Raw genomic sequence first — 13,562 nt, 5'->3', positions numbered from 1 at the left:
CCGATGTAATGACCAATCCAGATGGAGCAGCCGAGTATCTGCTCGCGCAGGCCGCCGAGTGCCTCGGCGGGACCCACCCCCAACCCCTCCCTTCCAGGGAGGGGAGGATCAGGAAACCGCGGACGCCTCGCTAGACTTCGCTGCCCCGCCCCCCTAAATGCGCCCTATGGCAGACCGCTTCACCAAGATGCACGGCCTCGGCAACGACTTCGTCGTGATCGACGCGCGCGAGCATGCCGTCGAGATGACACCGGCGCGTGCGCATGCGATCGCCGACCGCCGTCACGGCATCGGGTGCGACCAGTTGATCCTGCTCGAACCGTCGGCGAGTGCGGACGTGAAGATGCGGATCTTCAACGCCGACGGCGGCGAGGTCGAGGCGTGCGGCAATGCGACGCGCTGCGTCGCGACGCTGATCGGCAAACCCGCGGTGATCGAGACGCTGGGCGGCATGCTGCGCGTCACGCCGGCTGATGGCGGCGCCGAAGTCACATTGGGCGAACCCGTCTTCGACTGGGAGTATATCCCGCTCGCGATGCCGATGGACACACGCGACATGCCCGTCGCGTGGGACGAGCTGGAGCATGGCGCCGCGGTCAATGTCGGCAATCCGCACATCGTCTTTTTCGTGCCCGAGGCCGACGCCGTCGCGCTCGACGAGCTGGGACCACGGATCGAGACCGATCCGCTGTTCCCCGAGCGCGTCAACGTCAATGTCGCGAGCCTCGACGGCGAGAACCAGTTGCAACTTCGCGTCTGGGAACGCGGCGTGGGCCTGACGCAGGCGTGCGGCACCGGCGCGTGCGCGACCGCGGTCGCGGCGGTCCGCGCCGGGATCGTCCAGTCGCCGGTGACGGTATCGCTGCCCGGCGGCGACCTCGTCATCCGCTGGGCGCCCGGCGAGCCGATCGTGATGAGCGGCGCCGCGACGCGCGTGTACGAGGGCGAGACCGACTGGGCGCAGTTCGGATGAGCGCAGCTCTCGCCGACCGCCAGAAGGTCGTCAATTTCGGTTGCCGGCTGAATATCGCCGAGGGCGAGGCCATCCGGGCCGCCGTCGAGGCCGCAGGTCGGCGCGATACGATCGTCTTCAACAGCTGCGCGGTGACCGACGAGGCGGTGCGGCAGGCGCGGCAGGCGGTGCGCCGGAGCTTGCGCGAGCGGCCGGGGGCCGAGGTCGTGGTGACGGGGTGCGCGGCGGAACTGGAGCGCGAGACCTTTGCTGCGATGGGCGCGCGTGTGGTGCGCAACGATGCCAAGGGGTTGGCGGAGAGCTATCGCTTCGAACAGGAAAAGAACGGCCCTTCGACAAGCTCAGGGCGAACGGAGTTGGGGAAAGCGACCTCAGATTCTCCGTTCGGGCTGAGCTTGTCGAAGCCCCGCCCTCCCTATTCCCCCGCCCTCTCCGGCCCCCATCACGCCCGCGCTTTCCTCGGTGTGCAGACGGGCTGCTCGCATAGCTGCACCTTTTGCGCGACCGTGCTGGCGCGCGGGACGGCGCGGTCGGCGAGCGTCGAAGCGGTGCTCGACGCCGCGCGCACCGCGCTGACCCGCGGACAGCGCGAGATCGTCCTGACCGGGGTCGACCTTGCGAGCTATGGCGACGATAGCGGCACCAGCCTTGCGACGCTGGTCGAGGCGCTGCTGGTGCTGCCGGTCGAGCGGCTGCGCCTCTCGTCGCTCGATCCCGACCGGATCGACGATGCGCTGTTCGCGCTGCTGACGCAGGAAAAGCGCGTGATGCCGCACGTCCACCTGTCGTTGCAGGCAGGCGACGACATGGTGCTGGCGCGGATGAAGCGCCGCCACCGCCGCGCCGACGCGGTGCGCCTGATCGAACGATTGAAGGCCGCACGCCCTGAGATCGCGATCGGCGCCGACCTGATCGCGGGCTTTCCGACCGAGGATGACGCGATGTTCGTGAACTCGCTGGCGCTGATCGACGATTGCGACATCGTTTTCGGCCATATCTTTCCTTACAGCCAGCGCGCCGGTACGCCCGCCGCGCGGATGCCGCAGGTCGGACGCACGGTCGCACGCGAACGTGCGGCGACGCTGCGCGAGGCCAATGCGCGGCGGCGGCAGGGCTGGCTCGACGCTCAGGCCGGCCGCACCGCTACGATGCTCGTCGAACGCGACGGCCTGACCGGTCACGCCGAAAATTTCGCCGCTGTGACACTGGCCGCCCCCGCGGCGCCGGGCACCATCATCGACGTGCGCCTGACGGCGCGCGACGGCGATCGGATGATCGCCACCCAAATCGAAGCAAAGGATATCGCGGCATGACCGGCCAAAGCTGGAGCGAAAGGCTGCTCGGCGGATTTCGCCGCACGTCGGAGCGGCTCGGCGAAAATCTCGCCGGGCTGACCGGCAAGGCGCGGCTCGACGAGGACGACCTCGACCGCATCGAGGAAGCGCTGATCACCGCCGACCTCGGCCCGGCGATGGCCGCGCGCATCCGCGACCGCCTCGCCGAGCGCCGCGACATCGCCGCGAACGGTACCGAGGAACTGCGCAAGGTCGTCGCGGACGAAATCGCCGCTGTGCTGCGTCCGGTCGCCGAACCGCTCGACATCGACGCCTTTCCGCGCCCACAGGTCATATTGGTGATCGGGGTCAACGGGTCGGGCAAGACCACCACCATCGCCAAGCTCGCGCACCTGTTCCAGGAACAGGATTATGGCGTGATGCTCGTCGCGGGCGACACCTTCCGCGCCGCGGCTATCGGGCAATTGAAGGTCTGGGCCGAGCGGCTCGGCGTGCCGATCATGGCAGGACCCGAGGGCGGCGACAGCGCGGGCATCGTGTTCGATGCGGTCAAGCAGGCGACTGCGACCGGCATCGACGTGCTGATCGTCGACACCGCCGGACGGCTCCAGAACAAGCGCGAGCTGATGGACGAGCTGGCCAAGATCAAGCGCGTGCTTGGCCGCCTGAACCCCGCGGCGCCGCACGACGTCGTGCTCGTGCTCGACGCGACGACGGGGCAGAATGCGCTGTCGCAGATCGACGTGTTCCGCGAGGTCGCGGGGGTCACCGGGCTTGTCATGACCAAGCTCGACGGCACCGCGCGCGGCGGCGTGCTCGTTTCGGCGGCCGAGCGCCACGGCCTTCCCATCCACGCGATCGGGATCGGCGAGACCATCGACGACCTTCGCCCGTTCGATGCCGACGAGATCGCGGGCATCATTGCAGGAAATATCCGATGAGCGATCAGCTCCCGACCGGGCCCGAAACGGTCCCGGCACCGCCGCCGGCGAAACATGGCTGGCTCAATTTCGTGATCGACTTCGGGCCGCTGCTCGTCTTTTTCCTCGCCTATAAATTTTCGTCGGGCGGCGAAGGCGCCTTCGCCGCGACGACCGCGGCGATCAAGGGCACGGTCGCCTTCATGGTCGCGATCGTCATCGCGATGGCGGTGTCGAGGTGGAAGCTCGGCAAGATTTCGCCGATGCTGTGGATGTCGAGCATTCTCGTCCTCGGCTTTGGCGCGCTGACAATCTGGTTCCACGACGAGCGTTTCATCGTGATGAAACCGACGATCATCTATGCCGCCTTCGCCGTGCTGCTGCTCGGCGGATACTGGTTCAAGCGGCCGATGCTCAAATATCTGCTCCAGTCGGCGCTCGAGGGGCTGACCGAGCGCGGCTGGCTGCTGCTGTCGCGCAACTGGGGGCTGTTCTTCGCCGCGCTCGGCATCGCCAACCATGTGATGTACGAGCTGATCCAGTCCAGCCGCATGAACTTCGACCTGTGGCTGACGATCAAAGTCTGGGGCGTCACCGCCCTCTCCTTCCTCTTCACGCTGAGCCAGGTGCCGGTGATGCTGAAGAACGGGCTCGCGGTGGCGGAGGAAGCCGCCGACAGCTAGGGCCCGTCCCCGGAGCGGCACCGGCGCGCTCAACCCATGATGAAGGCGTTCAGTTTATTGCCGTCGGGATCGCGGAAATAGCCGGCATAGAAACCTTCGCCGCGCGGTCCCGGGGGGCCTTCGCAGGTGCCGCCGTTTGCCAGCGCGATGTCGTAGAGGCGCTGGACCTGCTCCTGATCCTTCGCCGCGAGCGCGACCATCACGCCATTGCCGACCGACGCGGCATTGCCGTCGAAGGGCTTGGTGAGGCCGATCCCCGCTCCGCCGTCCGGCTTGCCCCAGGCGATGAATGTTTCATATTCCATCATCCGCGGCGTTTCGAGTTCGGCGGCGATCGCATCGTAAAAGGCGGCGGCGCGCGCCAGATCGTTCGTCCCCAGCGTCACATATCCGATCATCATCCATCTCCCGACTCGTTGGCCTTAGAACATAATAGGAACATTAGGCCGTCCGGGCAAATGAAAAGGGCGCCGCGACCAAGGCCGCGGCGCCCTTTTCGATTCGGGTCGCGCCCGGCCTATTCGGCGATGCGGATCGCGATGAACGCCGGCGGCTGGCCGCGGCGCAGGATTTCGAGCAGCACCGCGTTACGGCCCGCCTTCTTCGCCGCCGCGAGGACGCCCGAAAGCGCCTCGCTGCTCGTAACCGCGCTGCGGTTGGCGCTGAGGATGATGTCGCCGCGACGCAGCCCCTTGCGGCCCGCGTCGCTGTTGCCGCCGACGGCGGCGATCACCAGCCCCTTGGTGTCGGCTTCGACGCCGATCGAACGCGCGATGGCGGTCGTCAGCGGCTGAACCGCCATGCCGAGCTGATCCTGGATCGCCTGATCGGCGGTGCCGGTCGGATCCTCGGGCAGCGTCTGTTCGGCCTCGGGGTCGAAATTCTCGCCGGTCAGTTCGCTTTCGGGCGGGCGCGTGCCGACGACGGCCGACAGCGATAGCGTCTTGCCTTCGCGGATGACCTCGACCGGAACGCGCGTGCCCGGTTTGATGTTGGCGACGATATAGGACAGCGTCTGCTGCGGCGTGATTTCCTTGCCGTTGATCCTGGTCACCACGTCGCCGCGCTTCAGCCCGGCTTTTGCCGCCGGCTGACCGTCCTCGATACGCTGGACGATCTCGCCGCGATCCTTGGGCAGGCCGAGCGCCGCCGCCATATCCTCGCTGACCGGTACGATGCCGATACCCAGATAGCCGCGTTGCGGCGCCTCGCCGGCGCGCAGCGCGTTGATCACCGGGATCGCGGCGTCGGCGGGAATCGCGAAGTTGACGCCGATGTTCGCGCCGACGGGCGAGATCAGCATATTGTTGATGCCGACGACATTGCCCTGCAGGTCGAACAGCGGGCCGCCCGAATTGCCGCGGTTGATCGCGGTATCGGTCTGGATATAGCGGTCATAGGCGCCGCCCTGGCCGATGTTGCGCTGGACCGCCGAGATGATCCCCGCGGTCACGGTCGAACCGAGGCCGAGCGGATTGCCGATCGCGACGACCCAGTCGCCGACGCGCGCCGGGCTGCCGTCGGCGAATTTCACAAAGGGCATGCCGGTCGCATCGATCTTGAGCAGCGCAAGGTCCGACGCGGCGTCGCGGCCGATGATCTTCGCCGTATATTCCTTCTGGTTGGTGAGCGTCACGGTGACCTGATCGACGGTCTGCTCACCGCGCGGGCCGCCGGCAATCACATGGTTGTTGGTGACGATATAGCCGTCGGCCGAGATCAGGAAACCCGAGCCGCCGCCCTGCTGTTCCTGGGTGATCGGCTCGCGCGTTCCGGCAAAGGGATTGAGCCGGACGCCGAGCGTCACCTCCTGCTTGGTCGAGATGTTGACCACCGCGGGCTGCAGCTGCTCGACGAGGTCGGCGAAGCTTTCGGGCGCGCCGGCGCGCGGAACGGCCTTGGCGATCTCGCTCTTTTCGTTCTGCGCAACCTGCGCGCCGACGGGCGACTGAGTGACCAGCGCCAGCGCGGTGCCACCCGCCAGCAAGGCCGAAGTGATGCCATAAACATAACGCACGATCGAAAAATCCTCTTCGTTCTTCAAAAAATCCAATAACCCCGGCTGCGGCGGTCTGCGGCGGGCCGGCTGAACGCTGTTTGAACATGAACGGACGCTGCAGGTTCCATTCATCGCGCCCGCCGTCCGCGGCAGGCGCCTCAACCGCCGCTGAAACGCTTCAGATATTCATTGTCGGGCGACATGATGATCGACGTCCCACCTTGATTGTTTTCGCCGAGGAAGGTCTGCCGATAGCTTTGCATCGCGCGATAGAAATCATAGAATTCGGGGTCCTTGCCAAAGCTAGCGGCATAGATGCGCGCGGCTTCGCCGTCGGCGCTGCCACGGATGATCTGCGCTTCCTTCTGCCCTTCGGCGCGGATCGCGATCGCTTCCTGCTGCCGCGCGGTGCGCATGCGGTTATACGCCGCTTCGAGCGTCGCGCCTTCGGGCAGGTCGGCGCGCTTGATGCGCACATCGATGATCTCGGCGCCATATTTCTGCGCCTCGCGATTGAGCGCGACCTGGATATTGTCCATCACCGCGCCGCGCTCGGGCGACAAGAGGGTGGCGAAGGTGCGCTTGCCGAGTTCGTTGCGCAACGACGAGCCAAGGATCGTCGCAAGCTGCGTCTGCAATTTATCCTCGGTGCGGATCGCGGTGTACATGCGCACCGGATTGGTGATGCGGAAGCGCGCGAACGCGTCGACCTGCAAGCGCTGCTGGTCGGTCGACAGCACCTGCTGGCGCTCCATGTTGATGCCAAGGATGCGCTTGTCGATATATTGGATGCCGTCGGTGAACGGCACGCGCAGGACGAGCCCGGCGCCCGAGCGGCCGAAATCCTCGTTCGGTTTGTAGCGGTTCACCGTGCGCTCGATCTCGCCGAAGCGCAGGATCAGCGCCTGCTTGTCCTCGGGCACGATCGCCAGCGACTGCGACAGGATGACGAGCAGCGCGACCGCGACGACGAGCAGACGGATCGGGTTCCGGAACAGCGAGCCGAACATCATTCGCCTCCCTTCTGGGCGGCGTCGGGCGCCTTCAGCCGCTTCTGCACTTCGTTGAGCGGCAAATAGGGCGTCACCCCGCGCGCTTCGACAATCGTCTTGTCGACGTTCGACAACACCGTCTCCATCGTTTCATAATAAAGGCGCTGACGCGTCACTTCGGGGGCCAGCTGATATTGGGCGTAAATCTGGTCGAATGCTGAGGTGTCGCCGCGCGCGCGCTCGAGCACCTGCTGCTCATAGGCGCGCGCGAGGTTGATCGCCGCTTCGCGTTCCTGGCGCGCCGCGGTGACCTCCTTGAACGCCTCGTCGACCTGGCTCGGCGGATCGACCTGGCGGATCGCGATGCCCTGGATCATCACGCCCGCGCGATACTGGTCGAGCAGTTCCTGCATCCGCTGCTGAACTTGTGCTTCGATTTCGACGCGGCCCGGGCCGATCGCCTGGACGAGGTCGAAATTGGCGACCGTCGCGCGCATCGCGCTTTCGGCGACTTCGCGGATCGTGCCTTCGGGATCGGCGAGCTGGAAGAAGAACAGCTCGGGATCGCGCACCGACCAGCGGACCTCATAGGCGAGATCGACGATGCTCTGGTCGCGGGTCAGCACGAAATTCTCGTCGGTGGCGTTGGGCGAACCGATCGCCATCGTGCGGATCGCGCGGACGTCTTCCATCCGGATGCGCTCGATCGGCGCAGGCCAAGTAAATTTGACGCCCGGTCCGACGGTGCGCGAATAGCTGCCGAGGCGCGTTACCACACCTTCCTTTTCGGGCGGAACGATGTGGAAGGAGGAGAAGACCACCCACGCGACGACCACCGCGAGCACGGCCCATTTCCAGAACTTCGCCGAATCGCCCAGATTGAACTGACCGCCGCTGCCCCCCGATCCGCCGCCGCCGAAACCGCCGCGTCCCTTGCGCAGCAGCTCGTCGAGCGCCGAGGGGCCGCGCGGCTTTGGGCCGCGCCGCTGGTCGGCGGGATCGGGGGTCACCCAGGGGTTGCGCGGCCCGGGGCGCTTGCCGTCACCTTTGCCATCGTCGCCGTCTTTGGGGCCATTGCCCCACGGGCTGTTCGCCATCTGGCTGATCTGCTGGAGAAATTGCCGCAATCCCCCCGGACGGCGGCCGGCCATGCTGGCGTCATTTTCGTTGCTCATGCTGCTTTTATAGGGGCGGCGGGCGCGATTAACAGGGGGTGCGCGCGAAAATGGCTGGCAATCGGCTTCGGCATGCCTATCTGCCGCGAGCATGACCGACACCGCTCCCCTCGCCAGCATCGCCGCCGACCTCACCGGCGGCCGCACTTCGGGCCTTCGCTTTCTCGACGACAAGGGGACGCTCGCGATGGTTCTCGACGTCACCGGGCTGGCGACCGAAGCGCGAAAACCGCTCGAGGACAAGCTGCGCGCCGGCCTGCTCGACCAGCCGGGTGTGAACGAGGTGCGCGTCGCGATGACCGCCGAGAAAAGGGCGATGACGATCATCGCGGTCGGCAGCGGCAAGGGCGGGGTCGGCAAATCGACGCTCGCCGCGAACCTCGCGGTCGCGCTGCGCCGGCTCGGCGTCAAGGTCGGGCTGGTCGACGCCGACATCTATGGCCCGTCGCAGCCCCGCCTGATGGACAGCGAAAACGTGAAGCCCGAGGCGCGCGGATCGAAGCTCGCGCCGGTCGAAAGCGCCTATGGCGTGCCGATGCTGTCGACCGGGCAGATCGCGGCCCCCGGGCAGGCGATCGCGTGGCGCGGGCCGATGGCGGGACGCGCGCTCGAACAGCTCGTCGATGCGAGCTGGGGCGACATCGACACGCTCGTCGTCGACCTGCCGCCGGGCACCGGCGACGTCCAGCTGACGATGATCCAGAAGCACAAGCCCGCGGGCGCGGTGATCGTGTCGACCCCGCAGGACCTCGCGCTGATGGACGCGACGCGCGCGATCAGCCTGTTCGAACAGGCCGACGTGCCGATCATCGGGCTGGTCGAGAATATGGCGGGTTACGCCTGCCCGCATTGCGGCGAGGTCAGCGACCCGTTCGGCAGCGGCGGCGCCGAAGCCGCGGCGGGGACGATGGGGCTCGACTTCCTCGGCCGGGTGCCGCTGTCGATGGGCATCCGCCTTGCGAGCGACGGCGGCGTCCCGCCGGCGGCGGGAACCGATCCCGCGGGTGAACCATTCCACGCGATAGCGGCGAAAGTCGCCGACTGGCTGAACGCGCGCAAGAAAGGAGGCTGACATGGCGATCAACGACGAAGGCGAAATCCGCGAACTGCTCGGCCGGCCGCGCCGCATCGCGGTGGTCGGCGCCTCGCCCAACCCGGCACGCCCGTCGAACGGCGTCCTCGCCTTTCTGGTGCGGCAGGGCCATGACGTGATCGCGGTCAATCCCGGCCACGCCGGGTCGACGATCCACGGCGCGCCCGTCGTCGCGACACTCGCCAATGTCGAGCCGCCGGCCGAGATCGTCGACATCTTTCGCAACAGCGAAGGCGCCGGCGCCGCGGTCGACGAGGCGATCGTCCATGGCGCGAAGGCGGTGTGGATGCAGATAGGCGTGATCAACGAGGCGGCCGCCAAGCGCGCCGAAGCCGCGGGGCTGGTCGTCGTGATGGACCGCTGCCCCAAGGTCGAGATTCCGCGCCTCGGCCTGCTCAAGTGAAGCCTGCGCTATCGTTGGCCGCCGCAGCCGGGCTCGCGGGATGCGCAGCGCCGGCGCCCGCCACCGCAAATCCGCAGGACGCGTTCTTCGATGCGCTCGCAGCGCGGTGCGGCAAGGCCTATGCCGGGAAGCTCGCGAGCGATCAGGAAGCCGACGCGGACATGCGCGGCAAGGCGATGGTGATGCACCTCCGTCATTGCACGCCAGACCGGATCGAAATCCCCTTTCATATCGAGGGGCTCGACCCCGATGGCGGCTGGGACCGCTCGCGCACGTGGATTGTCACCCGGACGCCGGCCGGCCTCCGCCTGAAGCACGACCATCGCCACGCCGACGGCAGCAAGGACGAGCTGACCATGTATGGCGGCGACACCGCCGGCCCCGGCACCGCGACGCGCCAGACCTTCCCCGTCGATGCCGAATCGATCGCGCTGTTCACCCGCACCGGGCGCGGCGTGTCGAACAGCAATATCTGGTCGATCGAAACGACCGCCGATGGTTTCACCTATGGCCTCGACCGCGAGGGGCGCCATTTTCGCGTGACTTTCGATTATAGTCGGCCGGTGACCCCGCCGCCCTCACCCTGGGGCTGGTAATAGCTCGTCGCCCCCGCGAAGGCGGGGGCCGCTGGAGGCGTCGCGCAACACCGATAACGGCCCCCGCCTTCGCGGGGGCGACGATCGAGGCAAAAGCCTTTGCCCTTCAGACTCGCCCCGCTTATCAGCATCGGCGATGGCGGGCATTCGCGACACGGTTGGAAAGCGCAAATCGCGGCTGCCGCAGGTCAGCCGCCGCCAGATACTCGTCGGCGCGACCGCCGCGGGCGGCCTCGCGATCGCATGGAGCCTGTGGCCGCGCGATTACCAGCCGAACCTGACTGCCGCCCCCGACGAGCATATCTTCAACGCTTTCCTGAAGATCGGCGACGACGGCCATATCAGCGCGATCGTCCCGCAATGCGAAATGGGGCAAGGCGTCACAACGCTGCTGCCGCAGATCATGGCCGACGAACTCGGCGCCGACTGGCGGACGATCGCGGTCGAAACCGCTCCGATCAGCCCGCTCTATGCCAATACGCTGCTCGTCGACGAGGATAGCGCGGTCTTTACGCCGCGGTCGGGTGTCCCCGATTTCGTGTCCGACGTGCGGAGCTGGGCGCGCCGCGAATGGGCGGTGCGTAACGCGGTGATGCTCACCGCGAACAGCTCGTCGGTCCGCATGTTCGAAGGCCCGTGCCGCGCGGCGGCGGCGCAGGCGCGTGCGCTGTTGATGATGGCGGCCGCCGATCGCTGGGACGCCGACTGGGAAGAATGCGACACACAGGACGGTTTCGTCCTTCACGGCAAGAAAAGGCTGCGTTTCGGCGAGGTCGCGGCGGCGGCGGCGCTGCTCGACCCGCCTGCCGAGCCCGTCTATCGCGCACCCGCCGCCGACCCGCTCTATGGCAAGGAATTGACGCGGCTCGACCTGCCGGCAAAGATCGACGGGTCGGCCAATTATGCCGGCGACATCCGCCTTCCCGACATGGTCTTTGCCGCGATCCGGCAGGGGCCGCTCGGCGCGACGCGGCTGAAGGGCATCGACCGCAAGCGCGGGATGGCGTCGCCCGGTCTGCTGCATGTCGTCACGCACGACCGCTGGGTCGCGACCGTCGCGCGCAACTGGTGGGCGGCGAACAACGCGCTCGACCGCTTCGCGCCGGTGTTCGAGACCGAAGGCACGCCGATTTCGACCGCGCGTGTCGATACCGCGCTGAAGGCAGCGCTGAAGGACGATGGCTATCGCATCGCGAGCGAGGGCGACGTCGCCGAGGCGATGGACGGCCGCAAAGGGATCGCCGCCGAATATGCCGTCGCCCCCGCGCTTCACGCGGCCGTAGAAACGCGCACCGCGACCGCCGCGCCCGATCGTGACGGGCTACGCCTCTGGGTCGCGACGCAGGCGCCCGCCCAGTGCCGCGACGCGGTCGCGCGCGCGACCGGGCTTGCGCCCGCCAACGTCACCTTATTCCCGATGATGGCGGGCGGGTCGTTCGACGCCTGCCTCGACCACAGCGTCGCGGTGCAGGCGGCGATCGTCGCGTTGCAGGTGAAACGCCCGGTTCAGCTCGCCTGGTCGCGCGCCGAGGAAATCATGCGCCTGCCCCCGCGCGCGCCCGCGCGGGCCAAGCTTACCGCGACACTCAACGCCGCGGGCGGGATCGACGCGCTGGTGACGCGTATCGCGGTGCCCGCGACCAATCACGAGGTGCGCGCACGGCTGTTCGACAATAGCCCCGCCGACGAGGCGCAACGCGCCGCCGCCGGCCGCGCCGACGCCGCCGCGGTCGAGGGGGCGATGACGCGCTATGCGATCCCGCACCGCGCGGTCGACCATTGCCCCGCCGACATCGGGCTGCCGACCGGGCGCTGGCGCGGCAACGCCGACAGCTACACGGCCTTTTTCACCGAATGCTTCATCGACGAAATGGCGGCGCAGGCGGGAAGCGACGCGCTTTCCTATCGCATGGCGATGCTCGGCGACGCGCCGCTGCTCGCGCGCTGCCTGCTCACCGCGACCAGCATCGGCGGCTGGGAGGGCGGCTTGCCGGGGAGCGCGCAGGGCCTTGCCTGCCACTCGATGCGCGGCAGCCATATCGCGCTGATGGCGACCGCGCGGCAGAGCGACCGGGGCCTTCAGGTCGAACAATTGGTCGCGGTCGTCGACGCGGGGCGGATCGTCAACCCGGCGATCGCACGCCAACAGGTCGAGGGCGGGCTGATCTTCGGCCTCGCCGCTGCGGTCGGCGCGACCACCGATTATGAAGGCGGTCTCGCGACCGCGCGCAAGCTCGGCCAGCTCGGCCTGCCGCGTCTGTCGCAGACGCCGCGGATATTGGTCGAACTCGTCGAGAGCGACCGCGAACCCGGCGGGCTCGGCGAGATCGGCGTTCCGGTCGTCGCCCCCGCGATCGCCAACGCGATGTTCGCCGCGACCGGGCGGCGCATCCGCCGCATCCCGCTATCGGCGCATCCGCTATGACCCGCCCGGCCGATCATCCCGCCGTCGCGGCGCCGCTTGTCGGCGTGCTGCTCGTCAACCTCGGCACCCCCGATGCGCCCGATGCGCGCTCGGTGCGGCGTTACCTCGGCCAGTTCCTGTCCGACCGCCGCGTCGTCGAGATCCCGCAGATCCTGTGGCAGCCGATCCTGCGCGGCCTCATCCTGACCACCCGGCCGAAAAAATCGGCGCACGCCTATGCGCAGGTGTGGACCGACAAGGGATCGCCGCTCGCCGCGATCACGCGCGCGCAGGGCGAGGCGTTGCAATGCGCCTTGGGCGAAGCGGCGGTGGTCTCGCATGCGATGCGCTATGGCGAGCCCGCGATCGGTCCGGCGATCGACGCGCTGGTCGCGGCGGGATGCCGCCGCATCTTGGTCGCGCCGCTCTATCCGCAATATTGCGCCGCGACGACCGCGACCGTGGTCGATGCGGTGGGCGATCATCTGAAGACGCTGCGGTGGCAACCCACGCTGCGCTTTCTGCCGCCCTATCACGACGATCCCGCCTATCTCGACGCGCTCGGGGCGTCGGTGGCGTCGGGGCTGGCCGCGCTCGATTTCGCGCCCGACGTGCTGCTCGCGAGCTTCCACGGCATGCCCGAGCGCACTTTGCAGCTGGGCGATCCCTATCATTGCCAGTGCCAAAAGACCGCTCGCCTGCTGTCCGAAAGGCTCGGGCGCCCGGTCGAGGTCGCGTTCCAGTCGCGATTCGGCCGCGCCAAATGGCTCGAACCCGCGACCGACAGCCGGCTCGAAGCACTGGCCAAGGCGGGCAAGAGCGTCACGGTCTTCGCGCCGGGCTTCGCCGCCGACTGCCTCGAAACGCTGGAGGAGCTGGCGATTCGAGGCCGACAGCAATTTGCCGGAGCGGGGGGCGGGAATTTCGCCTATCTGCCCTGCCTCAACGCCGACGCGCCGGGCATGACGATGATCGAAACGCTGGTGCGGCGCGAACTTGCGGGGTGGCTCGCCTAGGCGTGCTTACCAA

Annotated in this window: 13 protein-coding genes; 9 read left to right on the top strand and 4 right to left on the bottom strand. The window is 67.9% G+C overall.

The window, feature by feature from the left end:
- The first annotated feature begins 166 nt into the window (after positions 1-166).
- From dapF to OVY29_RS19085, 4 genes are read left to right on the top strand one after another with little or no spacing between them, the layout of a single operon-like run.
- The gene (gene dapF / locus OVY29_RS19100; RefSeq protein WP_037554988.1) at positions 167-973 is read left to right on the top strand and encodes a diaminopimelate epimerase; all 807 of its coding nucleotides are present in this window, start codon (positions 167-169) and stop codon (positions 971-973) included.
- Complete coding sequence (locus OVY29_RS19095) at positions 970-2,286, top strand: MiaB/RimO family radical SAM methylthiotransferase (protein WP_313911933.1); 1,317 nt, start codon at positions 970-972, stop codon at positions 2,284-2,286. Before dapF ends, OVY29_RS19095 begins: the two co-directional genes overlap by 4 nt.
- Complete coding sequence (gene ftsY / locus OVY29_RS19090) at positions 2,283-3,209, top strand: signal recognition particle-docking protein FtsY (protein ID WP_037553716.1); 927 nt, start codon at positions 2,283-2,285, stop codon at positions 3,207-3,209. The genes OVY29_RS19095 and ftsY overlap by 4 nt, the downstream gene beginning before the upstream one ends.
- A complete protein-coding gene (locus OVY29_RS19085) occupies positions 3,206-3,871 on the top strand; it encodes an inner membrane-spanning protein YciB (protein ID WP_313911932.1) in 666 nt (221 codons plus the stop codon). The genes ftsY and OVY29_RS19085 overlap by 4 nt, the downstream gene beginning before the upstream one ends.
- A gap of 29 nt (positions 3,872-3,900) precedes the next feature.
- On the opposite strand, the gene OVY29_RS19080 is transcribed toward OVY29_RS19085, so the two are convergent.
- The 4 genes from OVY29_RS19080 to hflK form a co-directional block, all read right to left on the bottom strand.
- The gene (locus OVY29_RS19080; RefSeq protein ID WP_037553822.1) at positions 3,901-4,269 is read right to left on the bottom strand and encodes a VOC family protein; all 369 of its coding nucleotides are present in this window, start codon (positions 4,267-4,269) and stop codon (positions 3,901-3,903) included.
- A 119-nt stretch (positions 4,270-4,388) separates the two neighbouring features.
- Positions 4,389-5,888 carry a trypsin-like peptidase domain-containing protein gene (locus OVY29_RS19075; RefSeq protein WP_037553823.1) on the bottom strand — a complete coding sequence of 500 codons (1,500 nt, stop codon included), beginning with the start codon at positions 5,886-5,888 and terminating at the stop codon, positions 4,389-4,391.
- Positions 5,889-6,028: 140 nt separating this feature from the next.
- Entirely contained in the window at positions 6,029-6,880 is an 852-nt protein-coding gene (gene hflC / locus OVY29_RS19070; RefSeq protein ID WP_037553720.1) for a protease modulator HflC, read from the bottom strand.
- A complete protein-coding gene (hflK, locus tag OVY29_RS19065; RefSeq protein WP_081932969.1) occupies positions 6,880-8,037 on the bottom strand; it encodes a protease modulator HflK in 1,158 nt (385 codons plus the stop codon). The genes hflC and hflK overlap by 1 nt, the downstream gene beginning before the upstream one ends.
- A 91-nt stretch (positions 8,038-8,128) precedes the next feature.
- Here hflK and OVY29_RS19060 point away from each other — a divergent pair, with 91 nt between their 5' ends.
- From OVY29_RS19060 to hemH, 5 genes are all read left to right on the top strand, one after another.
- On the top strand, positions 8,129-9,109 hold the full coding sequence (locus OVY29_RS19060; RefSeq protein ID WP_037553722.1) for an Mrp/NBP35 family ATP-binding protein: 981 nt from the start codon (positions 8,129-8,131) through the stop codon (positions 9,107-9,109).
- Position 9,110: 1 nt separating this feature from the next.
- On the top strand, positions 9,111-9,533 hold the full coding sequence (locus OVY29_RS19055) for a CoA-binding protein (protein WP_037553724.1): 423 nt from the start codon (positions 9,111-9,113) through the stop codon (positions 9,531-9,533).
- Positions 9,534-9,547: 14 nt separating this feature from the next.
- Positions 9,548-10,129: a hypothetical protein gene (locus OVY29_RS19050; protein WP_235211428.1), complete on the top strand. Its 582-nt coding sequence runs from the start codon at positions 9,548-9,550 to the stop codon at positions 10,127-10,129.
- 136 nt (positions 10,130-10,265) lie between these two features.
- Positions 10,266-12,554, top strand: coding sequence for a xanthine dehydrogenase family protein molybdopterin-binding subunit (locus tag OVY29_RS19045; RefSeq protein ID WP_052182015.1), 2,289 nt, complete (start codon positions 10,266-10,268; stop codon positions 12,552-12,554).
- Positions 12,551-13,549, top strand: coding sequence for a ferrochelatase (gene hemH / locus OVY29_RS19040; protein WP_037553726.1), 999 nt, complete (start codon positions 12,551-12,553; stop codon positions 13,547-13,549). Before OVY29_RS19045 ends, hemH begins: the two co-directional genes overlap by 4 nt.
- Positions 13,550-13,562: the final 13 nt, after the last annotated feature.

It is taken from the genome of Sphingopyxis sp. SE2 (genome assembly GCF_032227185.1).
In the GTDB taxonomy this organism is placed as follows: Bacteria; Pseudomonadota; Alphaproteobacteria; order Sphingomonadales; family Sphingomonadaceae; genus Sphingopyxis.
Note: the sequence above shows the minus strand (reverse complement) of the source record. Positions and strands in the feature narration are given on the sequence as shown.